12 protein-coding genes are annotated in these 21827 nt (G+C 69.9%); 8 read left to right on the plus strand and 4 right to left on the minus strand.

What is annotated here, in order from left to right; all coding sequences use genetic code 11:
* Window positions 1-39: 39 nt before the first annotated feature.
* Genes ENSA5_RS21980 through ENSA5_RS22000 form a run of 5 tightly spaced genes read left to right on the plus strand, consistent with a single transcriptional unit; the run spans window position 40 to window position 6419 of the window.
* Window positions 40-1500 carry a hypothetical protein gene (locus ENSA5_RS21980; protein ID WP_146155978.1) on the plus strand — a complete coding sequence of 487 codons (1461 nt, stop codon included), beginning with the start codon at window positions 40-42 and terminating at the stop codon, window positions 1498-1500.
* A gap of 48 nt (window positions 1501-1548) precedes the next feature.
* Window positions 1549-2931 carry a WGR domain-containing protein gene (locus tag ENSA5_RS21985; RefSeq protein WP_106393650.1) on the plus strand — a complete coding sequence of 461 codons (1383 nt, stop codon included), beginning with the start codon at window positions 1549-1551 and terminating at the stop codon, window positions 2929-2931.
* Between the two features lie 58 nt (window positions 2932-2989).
* Complete coding sequence (gene hutU, locus ENSA5_RS21990; RefSeq protein ID WP_106393651.1) at window positions 2990-4696, plus strand: urocanate hydratase; 1707 nt, start codon at window positions 2990-2992, stop codon at window positions 4694-4696.
* Complete coding sequence (hutI, locus tag ENSA5_RS21995) at window positions 4693-5970, plus strand: imidazolonepropionase (protein ID WP_106393652.1); 1278 nt, start codon at window positions 4693-4695, stop codon at window positions 5968-5970. Before hutU ends, hutI begins: the two co-directional genes overlap by 4 nt.
* Window positions 5971-5975: 5 nt before the next feature.
* Entirely contained in the window at window positions 5976-6419 is a 444-nt protein-coding gene (locus ENSA5_RS22000; RefSeq protein WP_146155979.1) for a hypothetical protein, read from the plus strand.
* 158 nt (window positions 6420-6577) lie between these two features.
* Here ENSA5_RS22000 and ENSA5_RS22005 read toward each other — a convergent pair whose 3' ends face one another.
* Window positions 6578-7141 (minus strand): hypothetical protein, encoded by a 564-nt coding sequence (locus ENSA5_RS22005; RefSeq protein ID WP_106393654.1) that lies wholly within the window; start codon window positions 7139-7141, stop codon window positions 6578-6580.
* A 134-nt stretch (window positions 7142-7275) separates the two neighbouring features.
* On the opposite strand from ENSA5_RS22005, the gene ENSA5_RS22010 reads away from it, so the two are divergent.
* The gene (locus ENSA5_RS22010) at window positions 7276-8034 is read left to right on the plus strand and encodes a hypothetical protein (protein WP_146155980.1); all 759 of its coding nucleotides are present in this window, start codon (window positions 7276-7278) and stop codon (window positions 8032-8034) included.
* Between the two features lie 50 nt (window positions 8035-8084).
* Here ENSA5_RS22010 and ENSA5_RS22015 read toward each other — a convergent pair whose 3' ends face one another.
* Complete coding sequence (locus tag ENSA5_RS22015; protein WP_106393656.1) at window positions 8085-10193, minus strand: S9 family peptidase; 2109 nt, start codon at window positions 10191-10193, stop codon at window positions 8085-8087.
* Window positions 10194-10423: 230 nt separating this feature from the next.
* Between ENSA5_RS22015 and ENSA5_RS22020 the strand changes: the two genes are divergently transcribed.
* Window positions 10424-13333: a putative glycosyltransferase family protein gene (locus ENSA5_RS22020; protein ID WP_181198020.1), complete on the plus strand. Its 2910-nt coding sequence runs from the start codon at window positions 10424-10426 to the stop codon at window positions 13331-13333.
* Between the two features lie 405 nt (window positions 13334-13738).
* Here the strand turns inward: ENSA5_RS22020 and ENSA5_RS22025 are convergent, their stop codons facing one another.
* Window positions 13739-16459 (minus strand): efflux RND transporter permease subunit, encoded by a 2721-nt coding sequence (locus tag ENSA5_RS22025; RefSeq protein WP_106393658.1) that lies wholly within the window; start codon window positions 16457-16459, stop codon window positions 13739-13741.
* Window positions 16460-16520: 61 nt separating this feature from the next.
* The gene (locus ENSA5_RS22030; RefSeq protein ID WP_106393659.1) at window positions 16521-17057 is read right to left on the minus strand and encodes a hypothetical protein; all 537 of its coding nucleotides are present in this window, start codon (window positions 17055-17057) and stop codon (window positions 16521-16523) included.
* An 838-nt stretch (window positions 17058-17895) separates the two neighbouring features.
* Between ENSA5_RS22030 and ENSA5_RS22035 the strand changes: the two genes are divergently transcribed.
* Window positions 17896-21654, plus strand: coding sequence for a vitamin B12-dependent ribonucleotide reductase (locus tag ENSA5_RS22035; protein WP_106393660.1), 3759 nt, complete (start codon window positions 17896-17898; stop codon window positions 21652-21654).
* Window positions 21655-21827 lie beyond the last annotated feature (173 nt).

Below are 21827 nucleotides of genomic sequence, written 5' to 3' on the forward strand. Positions count from 1 at the left end.
ATCCCTTGGAACGGGGCGGGGATCTGCTACTAGCAAGGGGTGTCGCGTCTGCCCAAGTCTGTGCTCGTCTCGGTGCTCGGCGTCGGCGTCGTCCTCGGGGGTTGCTGGAACCGCGAGGCCGTGTGGGAGGCGACCGACGCCCACCGCTCCTCGGTCGCGCGCCCGGGCGAGAGCGAGGCCGAGCGCCTCTATCGCCACGGGCGCGACTGCATGGACACGCTCGAGCGCGACGACTGCGCGATCGACTACTTCGAGCAGCTCATCGCGCTCGAGCCCGATCGCCGCGACCTCGTCGGTGACGCGAGCTTCCGCCTCGTCGAGCTCTATCGCCGCCACGACAAGGCCGACGACGCGACCTTGCTGCTGCGCAAATTCTGGCAGCTCGGCATGGACTACCGAAGCGCCGGGGTCGTGCCCTACGGGACCCGCTTCGCGCCCGCGACCTTGACCACGATGTTCATGGTCGACGTCGCCGCGCTCGAGGCCAGCGGGCTCAACCGCGAGCTGTCGCAAGACGCCAGGGACATGATGTTCACCTGCGACGAGGCCCGGCGTGAGCAGCTGTCCGAGGCGGCCAAGGCCCGGCGCGAGGCCCGGGAGCAAGAGCGGCTCGCGGCCATGACCGACAAGGAGCGCGAGGACTATCAAAAGCGCCGCAAGCGGCTCCGCCTCGGTCGCGGCGACGGTGACCGCGACCGCGACGAGACCAAGGAGGACAAGACCGTCTACTCGGCCGGTGGCTTTTGCAAGGTCGCGGCCGCGCTCGGGCTCGCGGATCCCCGCGACTTCGACAAATTCCTCGGCGCCAGCAACCACGCAGATCAGGCCGAGTCGCTGGCGGTCATGGAGATCGAAGGGCTCGAGGCCAGGCTCGCCGAGGCCGTGGCGGCCGGGCGCATCGTCGCCGAGCCGGCGCCCGAGATCGAGGGGCGCGAGCTCGACGCGATGACCCAGATCATGCGCGACAAGCTGCGGGTGTGGACCCTCGTCGACTTCGAGTATCGCGGCGAGCCGGTCCGGCTGCTGAGCTTCGACCGCGACGAGCTGACCCTGGCGCCCGCGGCCATGGCTCCGGGCCTGCTCCACGCCCGCGCCCACGACCAGACCCGGCTCCACCCCCAGCTGCAAGAGCTGCTCGGCCAGGTCCCGTCCGACGTCACCTTCATGTCGCTGATCACCCCGAGCGCGACGACAGCCTTCATGTCCGAGCTCGGCGCGATGGCGCGCCTGATGCCCAACCCCGAGGGCCTGATGATCGCCGCGGTCGTCCACGACTACGCCGGGCTGTTCGTGCGCGTGCCGACCGAGGACTCGGTCAAGGCCTGGGTCCTGCTCTCGCTCGCGCGCCGCCTGATCGACAGCGACGACGAGGGCGCCCGGGCCGGCGAGGAAGACTTCATGGGCAACCTCGACATCTCCCAGACCCCCGACGGCAAGGCCTTGTTGATGACCAACATCCTGACCAAGGCCGCGGTCACCCGGATGTTCCTCGGCGGCTGACTCCCAGTGAGCTTGCTTTTGGGTTGGTGATCGTGGCTTGATCGCGCTATGCGCCGGCTCGAGTACAAGGACGCCAAGTCACACAAATTCTGGGAGCTCCAAGTCGAGGGCGAGGCCTACACGGTCCGCTACGGCAAGGTCGGGACCGACGGCCAGACCCAGACCAAGACCTGCGCGTCGCCGGCCAAGGCCGAAGCCGAAGCCGAAAAGAAGCTCCGGAGCAAGGTCAAGAAGGGCTACGTCGAGGTCGAGCTCGACGCCAAGGCCGTGGCCGCGCGGGCCGCGGCCGAGTCCGCGCGCAACCCCGAGCTCGAGGCCGCGATCTTCGACGACCCGAGCGACGACGCGGCCTGGCAGGTCTACGGCGACTGGCTGCAGGAGCGCGACGACGCCCACGGCGAGCTGATCTCCCTCGACCTCCAGCGCGCCACGGCCAAGGGCGCGACCAAGACCAAGCTCGACGCGCGGATCGAGCAGCTCGAGGCCGAGCACCGCAAGACCTGGCTCGGCGCCGGCCTCGCCAAGCACCTCGCCCACAAGGGCATCGGTGACATCGCCCAGCTCGAGTGGTCGCGGGGCTACGTCGTCAGCGCGACGATCGGCGGCAGCGACCGGGACTGGACCGGCCCGTCGCCCGACACGATCTTGCGCGCGCTGGTCAAGTCGCCGGTCTCGACCTTCCTGCGCGAGCTGACGATCGGGACCTCCTACGATGACGACGACTGGATGGGCCGGATGGACAAGAACGTCCAGGCGATCACCAAGGCCGGCAGGCTCGAAGCCCTGACGCAGCTGAGCGTGACGGACACCGGGGACTATTGGGACATCTCCTCGACCGTCGTCGGCGACATCGGCAAGGTCCTGCCGGTCGTGCCGCGCCTGCGCAGCCTCAGCTTGCGCGGCAACCAGATCAACATCGCCAAGCTCGAGCACGCCAAGCTCGAGAGCGTGTCGATCGTGACCGGCGGTCTGCCCGGCAAGACCGCGCGCGCGGTCGGCCGCTGCAAGCTGCCCGAGCTGACCCGCCTCGTCGTCTACTTCGGCTCCAACAACTACGGCGCCAGCGGCTCGATCTCGGACATCCAGCCGCTGCTGACGGGCAAGGGCGTGCCGAAGCTGAGGTACTTGGGCCTGTGCAACGCCGAATTCCAGGACGCGATCGCCCAGGAATTGGCCAACAGCCCGCTCCTGGCCCAGCTGACCGGCGTCGACATGTCGCTGGGCACGATGACCGACGCTGGCGCGGGGCAGATCCTGAAGGCGGCCAAGAAGTTCGCCCACCTCGAGCGGCTCGATCTGCGCAAGAACTTCATCTCGGCCGAGGTCTGCGCCCAGCTGAAGGCCGCGCTGCCCCAGGTCGAGGTCGGCGGTCAGGAGCCGCCCTCGGAGTACGAAGGGCAGCTGTACTACTACGTCAGCGTCGGCGAGTGAGGGCTCGTCTCGCTGGGGACATAGGTCGTCTCGGGATCTCTTGTTACGGTTCTAGCTGATGTCGACCGCCGACCGCCCCAACATCCGCGCCGCCCGCGGCACCGAGCTCACGTGCAAGGGCTGGGTCCAGGAGGCCGCGCTGCGCATGCTGATGAACAACCTCGACCGCGAGGTCGCCGAGGCGCCCGAGGACCTGGTCGTCTACGGCGGGACCGGCAAGGCCGCGCGCTCGTGGCCCGACTACCACCGGATCGTCGCCTCGCTGCGCAGCCTCGAGTCCGACGAGACCCTGCTGATCCAAAGCGGCCGCGCGGTCGGGATCTTCAAGACCCACGCCGACGCGCCGCGGGTGCTGCTGGCCAACTCGCTGCTCGTGCCCAAGTGGGCGACCTGGCAAGAGCACGAGCGCCTCGCGGCCCTCGGCCTGACCATGTTCGGGCAGATGACCGCGGGCAGCTGGATCTACATCGGCACCCAGGGCATCTTGCAGGGCACCTACGAGACCTTCGTGGCCTGCGGGCGCCAGCGCTTTGGCGGGGACCTGGCCGGCAAGCTGATCGTCACCGGCGGGCTCGGGGGCATGGGCGGCGCGCAGCCGCTGGCCGCGACCATGGCCGGGGCCGCGTGCCTGTGCGTCGAGGTCGACCCCGATCGCATCGCCCGGCGGCTCGAGCACAAATATTTGATGCGCAGCACCAGCTCCCTCGACGAGGCCCTGGCCTGGCTCGACGAGGCCCGCGCGAGCAAGCAGGCCCTCAGCGTCGGGCTCGAGGGCAACTGCGCCGAGGTCCTGCCCGAGCTGGTCCGGCGCGGGCGGATCCCCGACATCGTCACGGATCAGACTTCGGCCCACGACCCCCTCGGCGGCTACGTGCCGGGCGGCATGAGCCTGGCCGCGGCGCGCTCGCTCCGGACCGAAGACCCCGACGAGTACGTCCGCCGCTCGATCGCGGCGATGGGCACCCACGTCCGCGCGATGCGGGACATGCAGGACAAGGGCGCGGTCGCGTTCGACTACGGCAACAACATCCGGGCCTACGCGGTCGAGGCCGGGGTCGAGGACGCGTTCGAGATCAAGGGCTTCATCCCCGAGTACATCCGCCCGCTCTTTTGCGAGGGCAAGGGCCCGTTTCGCTGGGCCGCCCTGTCGGGCAAGCCCGAGGACATCTACAAGACCGACAAGGCGATCCTCGACCTGTTCCCCGAGGACGAGGCCCTGCGCCGCTGGATCGAGCTCGCGGGCGAGCAGGTCGCGTGGCAGGGCCTGCCCGCCAGGATCTGCTGGCTCGGCTACGGCGAGCGTCACCGCGCCGGCTTGAAGTTCAACGAGATGGTCCGCAGCGGCGAGCTCGAGGCCCCGATCGTGATCGGCCGCGACCACCTCGACTGTGGCTCGGTCGCCTCGCCCAACCGCGAGACCGAGGCGATGAAGGACAGCTCCGACGCGGTCGCCGACTGGCCGATCTTGAACGCCCTGATCAACACGGCGGCCGGGGCCAGCTGGGTCTCGGTTCACCACGGCGGCGGCGTCGGCATGGGCTACAGCATCCACGCGGGCATGGTCGTGGTCGCCGACGGCAGCGAGGACGCGGCGCGTCGGCTCGAGCGCGTGCTCCACAGCGATCCGGGCATGGGCATCGTCCGCCACGTCGACGCCGGCTACGAAGAGGCGCTCGAGTTCGCCAAGCGCTACGGCGTCAAGATCCCCGGGGTGACCGTGGCGACCGAGCCGGTCTCGGACACCTGGCCCAAGGACGAGTCATGACCGGGCCGCGCCCGGGGACGATCGCGCTGACCGACGCCGCGCAGGTCCTCACGCTGGCCGGACCCGCGGGCGCCCGCGCGGGCGCCGAGATGCGCGAGCTCGGGATCCTCGAGCACGCGACCCTCGTGATCGAGGACAAAAAGCTGGCGTGGGTCGGCGCTCACGAGCAGTTCACGGCCAGGCGCGAGGCCGGCGAGTTCGCCGGGGCCCAGGTCCACGACTGCCGCGGCAAGGTCCTGATGCCCGCGCTCGTCGACCCGCACACGCACCTGGTCTGGGCCGGCGATCGCCGCGACGAGCTCGAGCTGCGCCTGCGCGGGGCCGACTACGAGGAGATCTTCGCGGCCGGCGGCGGGATCTTGTCGAGCGTCCGCCAGACCCGAGCCGCGAGCGAGGACCAGCTCTACGGCCAGAGCCTGGCCCGGATCACCCGGATGCGCGCGTGCGGGGCCACGACCTTCGAGATCAAGAGCGGCTACGGTCTCGAGCTCGAGGCCGAGCTTCGTCAGCTCCGGGTCGCGAGGCGGCTGCGCGACGAGGCCGGGTTTCGGATCAAGACCACCTGCCTGGCGGCGCACGCGATCCCCGAGGAGGCCCGGGGCAGCGAGGCCGCCCGCGCGAGCTTCATTGAGCGGATCTGCGAGCAGATCTTGCCGGCCGTGGTCGAGGCGGGCCTCGCCGACTACGCCGACGTGTTTTGCGATCGCGGCGCGTTCACCAGGGACGAGGCGGCCAAGGTCCTGGCCCGGGCCGTCGCGCTCGGGCTCGAGCTCCGGGTCCACGCCAACGAGTTCGGTCACACGGGCGGGGCCGAGCTCGCCGCCGAATTTCGTGCGCGCTCGGCCGACCACCTCCTGCACCTGTCCGACGGTGAGCGCGCCGCCCTGCGCGAGGCCGGCGTGACCGCGACCTTGCTGCCGGGCACGTCGCTGGTCCTGGCCAAGCCCTACGCCAACGGCCGGGCCCTGGTCGAGGCCGGCGTGCCCGTCGCCGTGGCCTCGGACTGCAACCCGGGCTCGTGCGCGCTCGAGAACCTCGCCATGGTCCTCGGGCTCGCGTGCTACGGGTGCAAGCTGACGCCGGCCGAGGCGATCGTCGCGGCGACCCATAACGCCGCGGTGTCCCTCGGGTTGGGCGATGAGGTGGGGCGCCTCGCGCCGGGCCTCGACGCCGACTTGTTGGTGCTCGAGACCGACGACTATCGCGATCTCGTCTATCATGCTGGCTCTCCGCTCGTGCGCGAGGTTTGGTCTCGCGGTCAACGAGTGGCCTGAGCGCCGTGAGCACCGAGACACATCCTTCGTTGGCCGAGCGCTACGCGTTGACGCCCGGCGTCGGTGTTGGCCGCATCTGCTTTGGTGATCGGGTGACCGAGCACCACGATCTGATCTTGCGTGATCCAGAGCCCGAGCACGCGGGCGTCGAAGACTACGCAGAGTACGGCGTGGCCGAGCTCGAAGAGACGCTGATCCTCTATGTCGACGCCGAGGGGCGCGTCGACTCGGCCAGCTTCTACGAGTTTTGTCTCGTCGAGGGCCACGACCTGATCGGCATGGGCGTCGGCGAGCTGTTGGTCGTGCTCGGGGTCCCGAGCGCGATCGAGGCCGAGGAGATCGGCCGGGAGGTCGAGCTGCTCTACGCCTACGACGCGCTCGGCCTGACGATCTGGACCGTGGAAGGCGAGGTCTGCGTGGTCCAGGCCGGGCGCCCGAGCGCGGGCTAGCAGCCCGGGGTGCAATGCCTCGCGCCGTCTCGCTTGGCCTTTTCGCCGATGGCTTTGTCGCCAAAACTTGCAGTACGCCCGGTACAGCGGCGTTTTGGCTTCGCGCCCTCGGCAAAAATTCCGGCGCGAGGCGACACGATGCATTGCACCCCGGGCTGCTAGCGATAGGGATCGATCGACGCGCTCAGCAGCGCCCGCTCGAACCGCCTCAGCTCCAGGATCGCCCGGCGCAGCTCCGCCCAGATCAGGTCCAGGTCGGGCGCTTGCGCGAACACGACCTGCTCCCACACGTCGGTGGTTCGATCGCAGCCGAACAACACCCGCCGAAAGGGCGCAACCGAGAGACCGAGCTCACCGAGCAGCAGCTGGTCTTTGGGCTCGAGTCGGCGCAGCGTTCGCAGCCAGTCCCAGATCGCGCGCCGGACCTCGTAGAGGGCCGAGTCGTACTCGTCGCAGCGCTGCCGCCTCGCCCACGGGGTCTCGGAGATCAGCGGCGCCCGAACCCGCCGGACGGGTGTCTCGAGCTCGAGCCTGAGCCGGTGGGTCTCGCGCGCGAGGGCGGCCAGGGCCGGGCTGAGGTGCTCGGGGATCTGGAGCACGTCGCTGTTGGCCTCGTCGAGCTCGCGCGCGAGCTCCTGCTCACGCTGGTGGCGTCGCCACCACCGGTAGCCCAAGTAGATCGGGACCGCCGCTCCGCCCGTTGCGGTGACGGCCCAACTCATCGCGGCTCCGGTCGACGCATCGGCGGCCTCACATCTACAACGTGAACGAAGTCGAGCCCGCTCGCCAAGCGCAGCGCGTCTGTGCGCTCAGCTGAGCCTCAACTGCGCCGTCGCAGGTGTGTATGCTGGCGCTCGTGACCCGAATTCAGACCAGCTTGCTGATCGCGGTGTTGCTCACCGCATGCGCGAAGGACAGCGCCCCGGGCGCGGATGCCGGGCCGAGCAAAGACAGTGGTCAAAAGGCCACCGCCACGCCTTCGGCCGTCAGCGGTCCGGCCCAGGACGCCGCGGGCACGACCCTCGGTCGGATCGAGGCGAGCGAGCACATCAACCTCAACGCGCTCGTCAACAAGACCGCCGCCGAGGTCGACGCGGTCCTCGGCTCGCCCTCGGACACTGGCTCGGACCGGATCTCGTGCGTGCGCTTCGTGCCCAAGCGAGTGTTCTTCGCCTGCGAGCAGGAGATCCGCGTGTACGAGCACCCGCAGTTCGAGCAGATCCGCGTGGAGTTCGAGGACGGGCGCGCGGCGGTGGTCGCCATCTCGGGGCTCCCGGGCGAGGGAGCGTTTGAGCCAGACGCCGCGCTCGCCTCCGTCGGTCTGGTGCTGCCCGACGCGCCCCACCACGACAACCCGGCCCTGGGCATGGGCGGGGAGCCGGGGGACGTGGTCGATCGCTGGGAGTGGAGCAACAGCCGCGCGCGCCTCCGGATCGACGGCCTCGAGCACCGCGTCCGGCTGTCGACCGTCAACGGCGAGTGGAGCCGGTCGAAGCTGGAGATCATCATCAACCACCCGCTCAACGACGCGCAGAAGGCCAAGATCAAGCCGGTCCGCGGCGCCGAGCCGGCCGCGCCCGAGCCCGAGGTCAGCGTCGGCGAACCAGCGAATTAGCACGTTGCCACGCACGGCCGCTTCGCGGCCGGTCGCTCCCTCGCTCGGGCTCAGCTCCCAGGGCTCGCGCCTGCGAGGGCGGACTCGATGAAGTCGAAGCGTGCTTGCCAGGCCTCGACGATCCGGGCCTGACCCTCGACGTGGTGGCCCTGGCCTTCGACCTCGAGGTAGGTGACGGGCTTGCCGAGGGCCTCGGCGGCGGTCACGAACGCGCGCGAGCCCTCGACCGGGACTCGCCAGTCGTTGCCGCCGTGGAGCAAGAAGATCGGGGCGTCGAGGCGATCGACGTGGTTGATCGGGCTGCGCTCGCGGAGCCGTTCGAGGTCTTCGGGGACCTTGGGATCCCCGGCCTCGAGCACGACCCAGTCCGGGATGTTGGTCGCGTCGTGGAACGCGACGATGTCCGAGAACCCGGCCTCGGCGAGGCCGAAGGCGAAGCGGTAGGCCTCGTCGCGCCCCTTGGTCTCGGGCGGGAAGGTCATCGCCCGCATGGTCGCGTAGCCGCCGTGGCTGCGGCCGTAGACGCCGATCCGCGCCGCGGGCACGCCGAGCTCGGCCTCGATGAAGCGCGCGACCCAAAACAGATCCACGATCTCGTCGCCGCCGAGGTCGCGGTCGTTGAGCGCCGCGAAGGCCTTGCCGAACCCGCTCGAGCCCCGGACCGAGGGCGAGACGACGGTGATCCCGGCCGCGCACAGGATGTGGTCGTAGCGGGTCCAGCTGTTGTCGCCGCCGTAGAACGAGCGGACCATGGCCACGGCCTGGCTTTCGCTCGGTGGTTGTCGAGGCCGGAGCACGAAGGCGTGCAGCTGCCGGTCATCGAAGGTCGGGATCGTCACGGCCTCGGGCTCGCAGCGGACCAGCTCGGCCTCGAGCGTGGGCGCGAGCCGGATCAGGGGGTCGTTGCGCAGCTCGAGCTCGCCGGTCTGGCGCCCGCTTGGGTGGGAGAAGCTGGCGAGGTTGGCCTCGTAGACCTTGTCGGGCGCCTCCTGCGACCAGACCGCGCGAGCCTCGTGACCGTCGAGGAGCTCGACCTTGCCCGGGACCTCGGCCCGACCGAGGACGGCGCCCTCGTGCGCGTCGATCATCTCGAGGGTGCTGCCGGCCGGGGTCCCGTGGGCCACGAGCACGCCGTCGGAGCCGTCGACGCGCAGGTGGACGGCGCCGAGCAGCTGCTGGTTATGTTCGGTCAGGCGCCGGGTCTTGCGGGTCCGGCGTGACCAGCTGTAGACGTCGCCGTAGCCGTCTTCGTTGGAGGTGTAGAGCAGGTGCTCGTCGTCGACCCAGCCGTCGAGCAAGCTCGGCGTGCTGCGCTGGATCTTGACGTCGGTGATCGCCTTGGCCTGCGGTCGCTCCTTGCGCAGATCGACCTCGACGATCTGCACGCGCTTGCGGTCGCCCTCGACCTGGGCCGCGAAGTAGACCTGCTCGTTGTCCGGTGAAAAGCGCGGCGTCGACCAGGTGAAGGTCAGCGCCGGGCTGTCGCAGACGACCTCCTGGTCGCCGAGCTTGGCCTTGGGATCGCTCGGGTCGAGGAGCCGCAGGCAGGTCCGGTAGGGCGCCTGTTGGCCGCTGCGCGCGAGGTAGGCGATCTTCGTCTCGTCCTCGGACATGCCCCAGCCATAGACGTAGTCGGCGTGGGTGATCTGCTCGGGCTCCCGCTCGTTGGCTGGGGCGCGCATGTCGAGGCGCCAGAGGTTCATCTGCTCGTCGTTGTTGGCGTCGGCGTGGAGCCACAAGCTCTCGCTCGGCGCGTGCATCCGGACGCCCCACAGGCTCCGCGTCGACCAGTCGACCTCGGTCACCGCCTCGCCGCCGTCGAGCTCGAGCGGGGCGATCTCGCTCGCGCTCGCGCCCGGCAGCGGGACCGAGCGCAGCACGTAGCGATCGCCGGTCTCCATGTAGAACATGCGACCGTGCTCGAGCGTGGGCTCGAAGCGCGAGTAGGGGAAGCCCTCGAGGAAGGGCGCGAGGTCGAGCTCGCGGTCGAGGAAGCTGACGACCGTCGGGCTCGGCGGCTCGAGCTGCTCGCCCAGCTCACCCTCGGCGGGCTCGGCCGTGGGGTAGGGCCTCGCCTGCTTGGGTGGCGTGCAGGCGAGCAGCGGGGCGACCAGGGCCAGCGCCAGGGATCCGGTGAGGGTGCGAGCGACGCTCGGCATGCTCCATCGGACCACCTGCTCGCGCGAGCGTCAACGACTCCGGCCAGCGGCCTGCAATCCTCGCATGCGGTGAACCTGCCCGCGCCCGCGGGTGTGTTCAGCTTCGGGGGTCTCAGCGCACGGTTCAATATTTGGGCTTGGGCTTGGGCTTGGGCCCGGCGCCGCCGCCGGCTCGGCGCTGTCGAGATCCGCGTGGCAAGCTGCAAAGCAGCTGCGGGGCCAAAAATAAAGTGCTATTTGCGGTCTTCGTGCTGCGACCGACCGACGAGGATCGCGGGCCCACGCGGATCCCGGCCCGAGCCTGGACCTGGCTCGCGCTCGGCGTCGCGGTGCTCGTGCTCGTGTTTGGCGGCCAGCTCGGGCGCTGGATCGGCTTCGCGCTGGTCCTCGCCCTCGGGCCGAGCCTCGCGGCGCCGCTCGTGCGGCTGCCGATGATCGCCGATCGACGCGAGCAGATCGGGCGCTGGCTCCCGCTCCTGCTCGTGCTCGGGCTCGCGGCCGCGCTGCTCGGTGATCTCGCCCTCGGTCGCCCGCCGGCCTCGCGCGATCACGGGATCCATTATTTTCAGACCAAGATCCTGGTCGACGAGCTGATCCCGCATGGCCAGCTGATCGGCTTCTCGGACCGCCTCAACACCGGCTACCCCTTCGGCGACTCCTACCCGGTGCTCGGCTACCTGATCACCGGCGCCGCCAACTTGCTGAGCTTCGGGCTGATCTCGCTCCGGACCAGCTACGCCTGGGGGCTGCTCGCGATCTGGGCGCTGGCGCTGGCCGCCGTGTGGTGGCTGGCCTCGACGATCGCTCGCGAGCTGCGCGGCGAGCCGATCGAGGACGCAACCCCGCCCGCGCTGGCCGAGCTCCTCGATCCGCGCTGGGCCGGGGCGCTGGCCGCGATCGCGTGGCTGATCGACCCGGGCGCGAGTCGCGAGGGCGGCTGGAACTATTTGATGTTCCACGGCGTGTGGCCGCAGCTGCTGTCGAGCGCGCTGTGGATCGCCTCGCTGCCAGCGACCTGGGTCGCGCTGCGTCGCCCGAGCCCGCGCTCGCTCGGGTTCGCCGCGTTGCTGCTCGGGGCCAGCGTGCTCGCCCACCCCTTCGGGATGCTGACGGCGGCGACCTCGGCGGTCGGGTGGCCGCTCGTGCTGTGGGCGACGGGGGCGATGCGCAAGCTCCCGGCCGGGCAGATCCGCTGGGGCCTCGTCATCCACGCGCTCGCGGGCCTGGTCTGCCTTGGCTGGGTCGTCACCTTCCTCGCGAGCGCGGGCTCGATGGCGCGCTCCCCGGTCCCGTGGAAGCCGCTCGGGGCGCTGGCCACGGAGCTGCTCGCGGGCGAGCTGTTTCGTGACTACCGGGCCTGGGTCGGCCCGCTGACGGTCGTCGGGATGATCGTCGCGATCCGGCGGGGCCGGGCGATGGCGTGGCTCGGGCTCGGGCTGGTCTGCGCGCTGCTGGTGCTCGGCTCCGAGGCCTCGATCACGGTCCTGCGCCTCGACCTGGTCGTGAGCTCGTTCAAGAACCTGCAGTTCCCGCGCTACTCGATCGCGCTCAAGCCGGTCCTCTACGCCTTCGCCGGGGTCGGCGGCGCGGTGTTGGTGGCGCGGCTGCGGGCGATCCCCGACCGCGATCACCCGGCCGCGGGCGCCGAGCGTGGGCGGCCGATCGCCGGGCGCCTGATCGCCTCGCTGTGTCTGGCCCCGCTCGTGGTCGGCATCGTCGACGACGCGGGCCGCCTGGTCCCGCGCCCGGTCGGGGGCGTCGAGGTGCTCGAGGGCTCGCCGCACGCCGCCGTCGAGCAGGCCCTCGCCGAGACCCTCGTCGCCGAGGCCGAGCTGCTCGCGGCCGAGGACGAGCCGCGCCCGATGACCGTCGCGTTCCTGCGCCTGGGCATGGGCGGCGGGACCTACCCCTTGTTCGCGATCACCGACGCCGACGCCAAGCTGGTCATGGACGGCCACATCCCGGCCGTGAACTACAAGTATCAGGTCCGGCGGCGCGGCCCCGGGGCCCTGCGCCTGATGGGCGTGACCCACGTGATCTACGACCGCCCGCTCACGCGCAGCGCCGACGACAAGCGCCTCGCCCAGACCGTCGAGGTCGTCGGCGAGTTTGGGGTCTGGACGCTGGCGCGGCTCGGGCCCGGGGCCGAGGGCGAGGCCTACGTCAACGGCTACGTCGCCAGCGGCGAGCTCGACGAGCTCGGGGTCGAAGTTCGTCGAGAGTTCGAGGCGCGGGTCGTCGTCGAGGCCGGCGGTCGCGGTCGCGTCGACCTGCCGATCGGCCCCTACCGCAAGTGGTCGGCGGTCCGCGACGACGGGTCAACGCTCGAGCTCGGGGCGACCGCGCTCGCGCGCGGGGTCCCGGGGATGAAGGTGCCCTTCGCCGAGCCCGGCGCGGTGACCCTCGACTACCGCACGCCCGCCCGCGAGCGCGCCGCGATGTGGGTCAGCCTGATCTCGATCGTGTTGCTGCTCGGGGCGATGGTCTCGACGCGCGAGCTGCAGCTGGCCGAGCGCCACCAGTCACGGCGGGTAAGCAACATCTCCTGGGGCCTGGGCCTCGCGACCTTCGCGGTGATCCTGACCGGCGGCTACTTTCGTCAGGAGCGCAAGCTCGCCGACACCTGGGCGCGGGTCGTCGCGGACCACATGAGCTCCGCGCGCCTCGCCTCTGGCCGCAAGCTGCGCTTTCGCCAGGACCTCGTCGACGCGGGCGCCTACACGGTCACGCGCTCGACGACCGACGGCTGTGACGGGACCCTCGGCAAGGACGCGATGGCCGGGTGCATGCAGGCCGACGGCCGCCCGCGCAAGGCGATGGCCTTCCGCGCCCCCTACCTGTACCGCTGCCTCCGCGTGCGGGTGCCCGCGCGCGGGACCCTCGACATCGAGCTCGAGGGGCTGCGCGAGGGCGACGACCTCGCCGGCTTCTTCGTCCGCTCGGGTCGAAATTTCGACGGCCTGACCCTGCGCATGCCCGGCCAGGCCGAGCCCTACGCCCCCGCCGGTCAGCACAAGCGCCAGCACTTCCACGTCACCGCCGAGGCCCGCGGCAGCGCAAACACGATCGAGCTGCGCAACGAGCTCGGCCACGATCAGAACCTGTGCTTCGCGCTCGCGGCCGTCGAAAAAGACGACTAGCAGCCCGGGGTGCAATGCATCGTGTCGCCTCGCGCCGGAATCTTCGCCGAGGGCGCGAAGCCAAAACGCCGCTGTACCGGGCGTACTGCAAGTTTTGGCGACAAAGCCCTCGGCGAAGAGGCCAAGCGAGGCGGCGCGAGGCATTGCACCCCGGGCTGCTAGCGAAGCTCATCCTCGCCCTCCGAGTGACCGGTCGCTTGCGGCCGTGCGTGGCAGCGTCGCTGACGCCTGTGGGGGTCATGGCTAGCAGCCCGGGGTGCAATGCATCGTGTCGCCTCGCGTCGGAATGTTCGCCGAGGGCGCGAAGCCAAAACGCCGCTGTACCGGGCGTACTGCAAGTTTTGGCGACAAAGCCCTCGGCGAAGAGGCCAAGCGAGGCGGCGCGAGGCATTGCACCCCGGGCTGCTAGTCCTGGCGGTCTCGCCTGCGCTGGATCAGCATCGAGATCGTCGGCACCGCCAGCAGTGAGGCGACCGCCGTCGAGAGGATCCCGATCACCGCGAGCTGTCCGATCGTCCGCAGCCCGCCGCTGTCGGCGACCAAGAACGCCCCGAAGCCGACGGCCGTGGTCATCGTCGCCGCGAGGATCGCCCGGCCGCTCTCGTCGACCGAGCGGTGGAGGCCGGTCTTGGTGCTGTCCTCGCGCCGGATCGCCGCCGTCAGGTACACGCCGTTGTCGACCCCGATGCCGAGGATCGCGGGCAGGATCGGGACATTGAACAGGCTCAGCTTGAGCCCGAAGGTGCCGAGGATCCCGAAGGTCCACCAAAACGCGAGCGCGAGCGGGGCGATCGTGATCAGCGTCTGGCCGATGCTGCGGACCTGCCAAAACACCAGCGCCGCGATGATCAAGACCGCCATCCCGATCACGACCGGCCACTCGTCCTCGAGGATGGTGAAGATCGCCGCGTAGACCGTCGGCTCGCCCGCGAAGGCCCCGTTGCCCTCGCTGTAGGTCTGGGTCTCGGCCATGAACTCGATGCCCGTGAAGATGTCGGCGGCGTCGTAGTTGGGGTAGGCGAAGAGCCCCCAGCTGCCGTCCTCTCCGCGGAGCTTGCCGATCGCCTCGGGCGGCAGGTCCTCGGGCCCGAACGGCTCGGCCTCGAGCATGCGCTTGAGGATCTTGCCGTCCTCGGGGTCGAGCACAGCGGGCGCGGCGGGGTCTCGAGGGCCGTCGCCCTCAGCCACCGAAGGCGCCTCGGGGGGCGCTTCATCAGGCGCACTCACCACGCCTTCGCCTTCGCCTTCGCCTTCGCCTTCATCCTCGACCTCGACCTCGGCGGCGTCGTCACCGGTCTCCTCGCCGGTCTCCTCGCCGGTCTCCTCGCCGCCCTCGAAGGCCTCGAACTCGCCCCACTCGTCGTCGGGCTGATCCCAGCCGTCGTCGATCTCGGCCGGGTCCTTGCCCTCGAGCCGAGCCCAGGTGCCGGGGCTCCAGTCCGCGGTCAGCTCGGCGATCCGCGCGCGGCGGGCGACCTGGTCGACCGACTTGGGCGGCATCAAGCTGGGCGCCGCGACGAGCTCGGCGACGCGGGTCTCCTCGGCCTCGACGTGCCGGGCGTGGCGCTTGATCGCCTTGGCGTGGACCCGCTCGAGCTCGGCGTAGTCCGGGACCGAGAGCACGCTGGCGTGGACGTCGCGGCCGAGGATGTCAGAGATCAAGAACACGTCGGCCTCGGTCTTGGCCCGGCTCTGGTCGCTCTGGAGCGGCCGACTGCTGCGCTCGAAGCCGTCCTCGGACATGTGGTGGACGCCCTTGAAGGAGGCCGCGGTCAGCAGCGCGACGGCGGCGAAGATCAGCCCCGGTCGGGCCAGGAGCGCGCGCGTGCCCGAGCCGATCCCGCCCGGCGGCATGTGCCGGGCCGGCTTGACCCCGACGAGGGCGAGCAGCGCCGGGTAGATCGTGACCATCGCCAGGAGGCACAGCGCGACGCCGAAGCCGGCGATGACCCCAAACTCGCCGAAGGCCGGAAACTCCGAGGTCGCCATGACCACGAACGCGCTCGCGGTCGTGCTTGACGCGATCAGCAGCGGCGCGATCACGGCCTGGAACGCGCGGCGGATGCTCTGCTCGCTGTCGTGGGATTGGCGCTCGCGCCGGGCCCGAGTGAGGAAGTGGATCCCGGCGTCGATGCCGATGCCCATCACGACCGAGGAGATCAAGCTCGTGATCGCGTTGAGGTGCCCGAGCGCCAGCTGGGTGGCGCCGAGCGACCAGGTCACCCCGCACAGCAGCGGGATCAGCAAGGTCACGACCGCCCGCCACGAACGGAACAGCACGTAGAGGACCAGGATCACCCCGAACAGCGCGACGGCGCCGCTGCGGACCATGTCGCCGGCGATGATCTCGCGCTCCATCGCCTTGTTGACGTAGGGGCCGACGAGGTTGATCCGGACGCCAGCGTCGCGCCAGGGGCCGTCGCGGGCGAAGATCTCGTCGACGCGCTCGGTCATCTGCGCGCTGACCTCGACGGCGAAGTCGAGGTCGGCCGAGCTGCCGTCGGGGCGCAAGAACAGGACCAGCGCGTCGATGCCCTCGCGCTCGTAGTAGTCCCTGAACCCGGTCTGCTCGACGACCGCGTCGCGCTTTTGATCGATGAAGGCCTGGAGGGCGGCGGGCGCCTCGGGGTCCGGCGCCTCGATGCACACGTCCGGCGCGACCGAGCAAAACTCGTAGTGTTGCCAGGCCTCGACGCGCTCGACGAGCGTGTCCATCTCGGGCTCGTCGAGGTAGTAGATCGCGTGCTCGATGAAGAAGCTGCTCTCGAGCCGGTGGTCGACCTCGGTCAGCATCGGCTCGTCCGCGAGCTCCTCGGCGATCGCGTCGGCGAGGGCGTGGCGAGCCTCGATCGGGCCACCTTGGATGACCACGTTGATCGAGCCGACCGCCCCGAAGTTGGCCTCGACCTGCTCGAGGGTGCGCACGACCTCGTGGTCGCCGGGCAGCAGCGCCCGCAGATCACTGTCGATCTCGAGCTGTGACGCGAGCCAGCCCGCGACCGCCGTCAGCACCAAGCCGAGGGCGAGCACGACCAGGTGGTGGCGGATGATCTGCTCGATCCACCAGTCGCGCAGTCGGTGGGCCCAGCTGACGGCGTTTGAGCGGGCGTGGGGCGGCGCGGTCAAGGGCCCCGGATGGTACAGGCGACCGGGCCCAGGGCCTAAACCCGGGCCCTAACCTGACGTCCTACACCATCGCAGAGTAGATTGCGTGGCGCCCGACACCGATCCGCTCGAGCCGACCTTCTTTACACAAGACCCCGAGGTGGTGGCGCAAAACCTTGCGGTCGAGGCGGGTGTACTCGGCGATATCGTCGAGCGTCACGTCACCGTTACCTTCGACGAAGGGCACGACCATGCGCGCGACCTCGTCGGTCTCGAGCCCGCCGTCGGCCGGGGCCTTGGGCTTCTTCTCGACGCTCGCGTCCGCGTCATCCGCGGGGCTCGCCTGTTCGTCGTCGGGACCGACGAGCGCCTCTTGAAGGATCTTGCGCTTGCGCTTGCGCGGGGTTTCGGGCTCGGGCTCGGGCTCTTGACCGAAGGCATCGCGCAGATCCCCGAGGGTGATCTTGGAGAACTGCGTCCACAGATCCCGCGCCTCGAGGAAGCCGACGAGCTCGGCGAGCTTGACGTCACCTGGGTTGCTCAGGCCCTTGAGGGTCTCGACCGCGCTGAGGCGCTCGAGCTCGTTGCGGCGGAGGGGAGGGTTGTCGTTGCCAGGCATTCTTGTCTCGGTCTCGATCGGCCGGCGCTCGGCAGAGCGCCCGTTCCGCGCGAGGCGGTGGAGAGGGCGCGCCACGAGGCGCGGTCCACACATTCGTGCCGGTGGTCCATCTCGTGACCACCCGACACCACGCCGACAGTGTGCGTCACCCCAGCCGTGATCGGCAACCCGTAGGTGAGCTAGGATCGTACTGGTCTTTCGATCACTGTCGATCGCACCAGCGAGTGATGCGCGCAAAAGAGATCTCTCTTCGTGACAATCGTGCCACTCGGCCGGGGAGACCGCCCGGTCAGGCTGGGGACCAGCTGGGGATGGATCAGCTGGGGAGATCGGCCCGGATCCCCCACGCAAATCCGGGGCCAACGGAAGAAGTACACCTGGGTCGAACACCTGAGCAACGTTCATCAAGCCACTCATCGCCTTCCTCCGCCTCGCCAGAACCCCGAAAAACGTACAATCCCACGAGCCGGAAATTGTGGATAAGTCTCGTCCGGCATTCGCGCAGACTTCTTGCGGCACACCACATGTTGTGGTTGGGTGGGCCCCCGACCCCAACATGTGGGCCGAGGGCTCGCCGCTCCCCCAAGGAGCTCCGCGTCCTCCTCGCCCGCCCGGTCGGCCCCTCCCAGGCAGCTCCTCCGCTCGTCTTCGCGCCTGCTCCGCCCCAGCAGGCCGCTCCGTCCGCTCCGCTCCGCCGACCCCCAACAACCGAAAACAGCGCGACTCGCACCGAGTCGACGCTGTCGACAGCGGCCTGTCACAGGCCGTCACGGGGGCTTCGTCGGTCTTTTGTTCCCCTCGATCTCCGTTCACTCTCCGCCAAAGACACGCCGCGACCATGAAGATCAGCCGTCTCTTCACCCGCACGACCGAGCGCCCCTACGAGGGCATCGACTTCGAAGCCCGTAGCTCCCGCATCACCAACCCCGACGGGTCGCTGGTGTTCGAGGCCAACGACATCCAGGTCCCCCGGGGCTGGTCGCAGGTCGCCGTCGACATCCTCGCCCAGAAGTACTTCCGCCGCGCCGGGGTCCCGGCCGCGCTGCGCCGGGTGCCCGAAGAGGGCGTGCCCGAGTGGCTGTGGCGCAGCGAGCCCGACGAGGCCGCGCTCGCCGAGCTGCCCGAGGCCGAGCGCTACACCGGCGAGCGCGATGGCCGTCAGGTGTTCGAGCGCCTCGCCGGCTGCTGGACCTACTGGGGCTTCAAGCACGGCTACTTCTCCGGGGACGAAGGCGAAGACGAGGTCCACGCCCGGGCCTTCTTCGACGAGATGGTCACGATGCTCGCGAGCCAGCGGGCCGCGCCCAACAGCCCGCAGTGGTTCAACACCGGGCTCCACTGGGCCTACGGCATCGCCGGTCCGGCCCAGGGGCACTTCTACTGTGACCCCGACAGCGGCGAGCTGCTCAAGTCGACCAACGCCTACGAGCACCCCCAGCCCCACGCGTGCTTCATCCAGGGCGTCGCCGACGACCTCGTCGGCGACAGCGGGATCATGGATCTGTGGGTCCGCGAGGCCCGGCTGTTCAAGTACGGCTCGGGCACCGGGTCCAACTTCTCGCGGATCCGCGGCGAGGGGGAGCCGCTGTCTGGCGGCGGCCGCTCGAGCGGCCTGATGAGCTTCCTGCGCATCGGCGATCGGGCCGCGGGCGCGATCAAGAGCGGCGGCACGACCCGGCGCGCGGCCAAGATGGTCGTCGTCGACATCGACCACCCCGACGTCGAGGCCTACATCGACTGGAAGGTCGTCGAGGAGCAGAAGGTCGCGGCCCTCGTCACCGGCTCGCGCCTGTGCAACGAGCACCTCAACCAGATCATCCGCGCCTGCCACGTGACCGACGCCGAGCTCGCGCCGAAGGAGCGCTTCGACCCGCGCAAGAACGGGCCGCTGCGCAAGGCGATCAAGCGGGCGCGCAAGGTCCAGATCGCCGAGAACTACATCCAGCGCGCGATCCAGCTGGCCAAGCAGGGCGCCCGCGAGATCGAGTTCCCCGAGTACACGACCGGCTGGGACTCCGACTCCTACGGGACCGTCTCGGGCCAAAACTCCAACAACTCGGTCCGGGTCGTCGACGGCTTCCTCCACGCGGTCGAGGACGACGGGACCTGGGATCTGACCCGCCGGACCGACGGCAAGGTCAGCCGCACGCTGCGGGCCAGCGAGCTGTGGGACAAGATCGCCTACTCGGCGTGGAGCTGCGCCGACCCCGGCCTCCAGTTCGACACCACGATCAACGACTGGCACACCTGCCCGGCCGACGGACGGATCAACGCGAGCAACCCCTGCTCCGAGTACATGTTCCTCGACGACACGGCCTGCAACCTCGCGTCGCTGAACCTGATGAAATTCGTCGAGTCGGGCGGCGCCAGCGACGGTGATCTCGACGTCGACGCGATCCAGCACGCCTGCCGGCTGTGGACGATCGCGCTCGAGGTCTCGGTCCTGATGGCCCAGTTCCCGAGCCCGCAGATCGCCGAGCTCAGCTACAAATTCCGGACCCTCGGGCTCGGCTACGCCAACCTCGGGACCTACTTCATGGTCCGCGGCGTGCCCTACGACTCCGAGCAGGCCGTCGCGATCTGCGGCGGCGTCACGGCGCTGATGACCGGGGTCTGCTACGCGACCTCGGCCGAGCTCGCCGCCGAGCACGGGCCCTTCGCCGGCTACGCCGACAACCGCGACTCGATGCTCCGGGTCATCCGCAACCACCGGCGCGCGGCCTACGACGTGCCGCGCTCGGAGTACGAGTCGCTCGCGATCGCGCCCAAGGGCATCGACTCGCGGACCTGCCCGAACTACCTGCTGCGCGCCGCCCAGGGCGCGTGGGACGAGGCCCTCCAGCGCGGCGAGAAGAGCGGCTACCGCAACGCCCAGGTCACCGTGATCGCCCCGACCGGGACGATCGGCCTGGTCATGGACTGCGACACGACCGGGATCGAGCCCGACTTCGCGCTCGTCAAGTTCAAGAAGCTCGCCGGCGGCGGCTACTTCAAGATCATCAACCAGTCGGTGCCCGGCGCCCTCGCCAGGCTCGGCTACACCGACAGCCAGATCGAGGACATCGTGCGCTACTGCAAGGGCGCCGGGACCCTCGCAGGCTCGCCGACGATCACCCACGCCGACCTCAAGGCCAAGGGCTTCAGCCAGGCGCTGATCGACCGCGTCGAGTCCGAGCTCGCCCAGGCCTTCGAGCTCTCGTTCGCGTTCAACCGCTACACCCTCGGCGACGAGTTCTGCCGCGAGACCCTCGGCTTCTCCGACGCGCAGCTGTCGAACCCCGCCTTCGACATGCTCGGCGCGCTCGGGTTCTCGGCCGACGACGTGCAAAAGGCCAACGACTGGGTCTGCGGGACGATGACCGTCGAGGGCGCGCCGCACCTACGCGACGAGCACCTCCCCGTGTTCGACTGCGCCAACCGCTGCGGCCGCTACGGGACCCGCTTCATCCGCCCGATGGCCCACGTCTACATGATGGCCGCGGCTCAGCCCTTCCTCTCGGGCGCGATCTCCAAGACGATCAACATGCCCGGCGAGGCCACGATCGAGGACGTCAAGAGCGTCTACATGGCCTCGTGGAAGCTGTGCGTGAAGGCGATCGCGCTGTACCGCGACGGCAGCAAGCTCAGCCAGCCGCTGTCGGCCTCGATCGTCGACGACATCAGCGACGATCTCGATCATGAGGATGAGGCCGACGGCTACCGGGCTCCGGCCGCGAGCAGCCAGCCCCAGGTGATCGAGAAGGTCACCGAGCGCATCGTCCACCGCTACCTGGCCAAGCGTCGGCGGATGCCCGACCGCCGGGCGGGCTACACCCAAAAGGCCGTGATCGGCGGGCACAAGGTCTACGTGCACACCGGCGAGTATCAAGATGGCACGCTCGGTGAGATCTTCATCGACATGCACAAGGAGGGCGCCGCCTTCCGCTCGCTGATGAACTGCTTTGCGATCGCGATCAGCCTCGGCCTTCAGTATGGCGTGCCGCTCGAGGAGTACGTCGAGGCCTTCGTGTTCACGCGCTTCGAGCCCAACGGCATGGTCACCGGCCACCCCAACGTGAAGATGTCGACCTCGATCATCGACTACATCTTTCGCGAGCTGGCGATCTCCTACCTCGGCCGGACCGACCTCGCCCACGTCCTGCCTCAGGATCTCGCGCCCGACTCGACCGGCGGCGAGGAGGTCGAGTACCGCGACGAGGAGGTCGTGTCCGAGCGCGTCGTGACCCCCGGTCCGCTCAAGCTGACCACCGACATGCCCCGGACCGCGCACCTGTTCGTCAGCGACGCGGCCCAGGGCAAGATCGAGGTCGAAGATCGCACCGCTGCTGGGGGCTCGGCCGGGTTCGGCGCGGTCACGGCCGGAGCCCCCGCGAGCGGGGCTGCGAGCGGGGCCGTGGTGAACGCCAACGGCAACGGGGGCAAGAGCGGGCGCCAGGCCGAGCTCGAGGCCCAGGCTGCGCTCGGCGAGCAAGTCCGCCGGGCGCGGATGCAGGGCTACGAGGGTGACGCCTGCGACGCCTGCGGCAGCTTCACGCTGGTCCGCAACGGCTCATGCATGAAATGCATGAGCTGCGGCGGCACCTCCGGGTGTAGTTAGTTTAGACCCCCCCGACCGTCAGCGACTCTGCCACGCACGGCCGCAGGCGGCCGGTCGGTCGGTCGCTGCGCTCCCTCCCTCGGTGGGCTGGGATGCGCTTCGCCGTGGTCTGCGTGGCCCCCTAAAAGGGGGCTCGTTTAGACTCCCCGACCGTCAGCGACTCTGCCACGCAC

The sequence above is a fragment of the Enhygromyxa salina genome, from assembly GCF_002994615.1.
GTDB classification, from domain to species: domain Bacteria; phylum Myxococcota_A; class Polyangia; order Nannocystales; family Nannocystaceae; genus Plesiocystis; species Plesiocystis salina_A.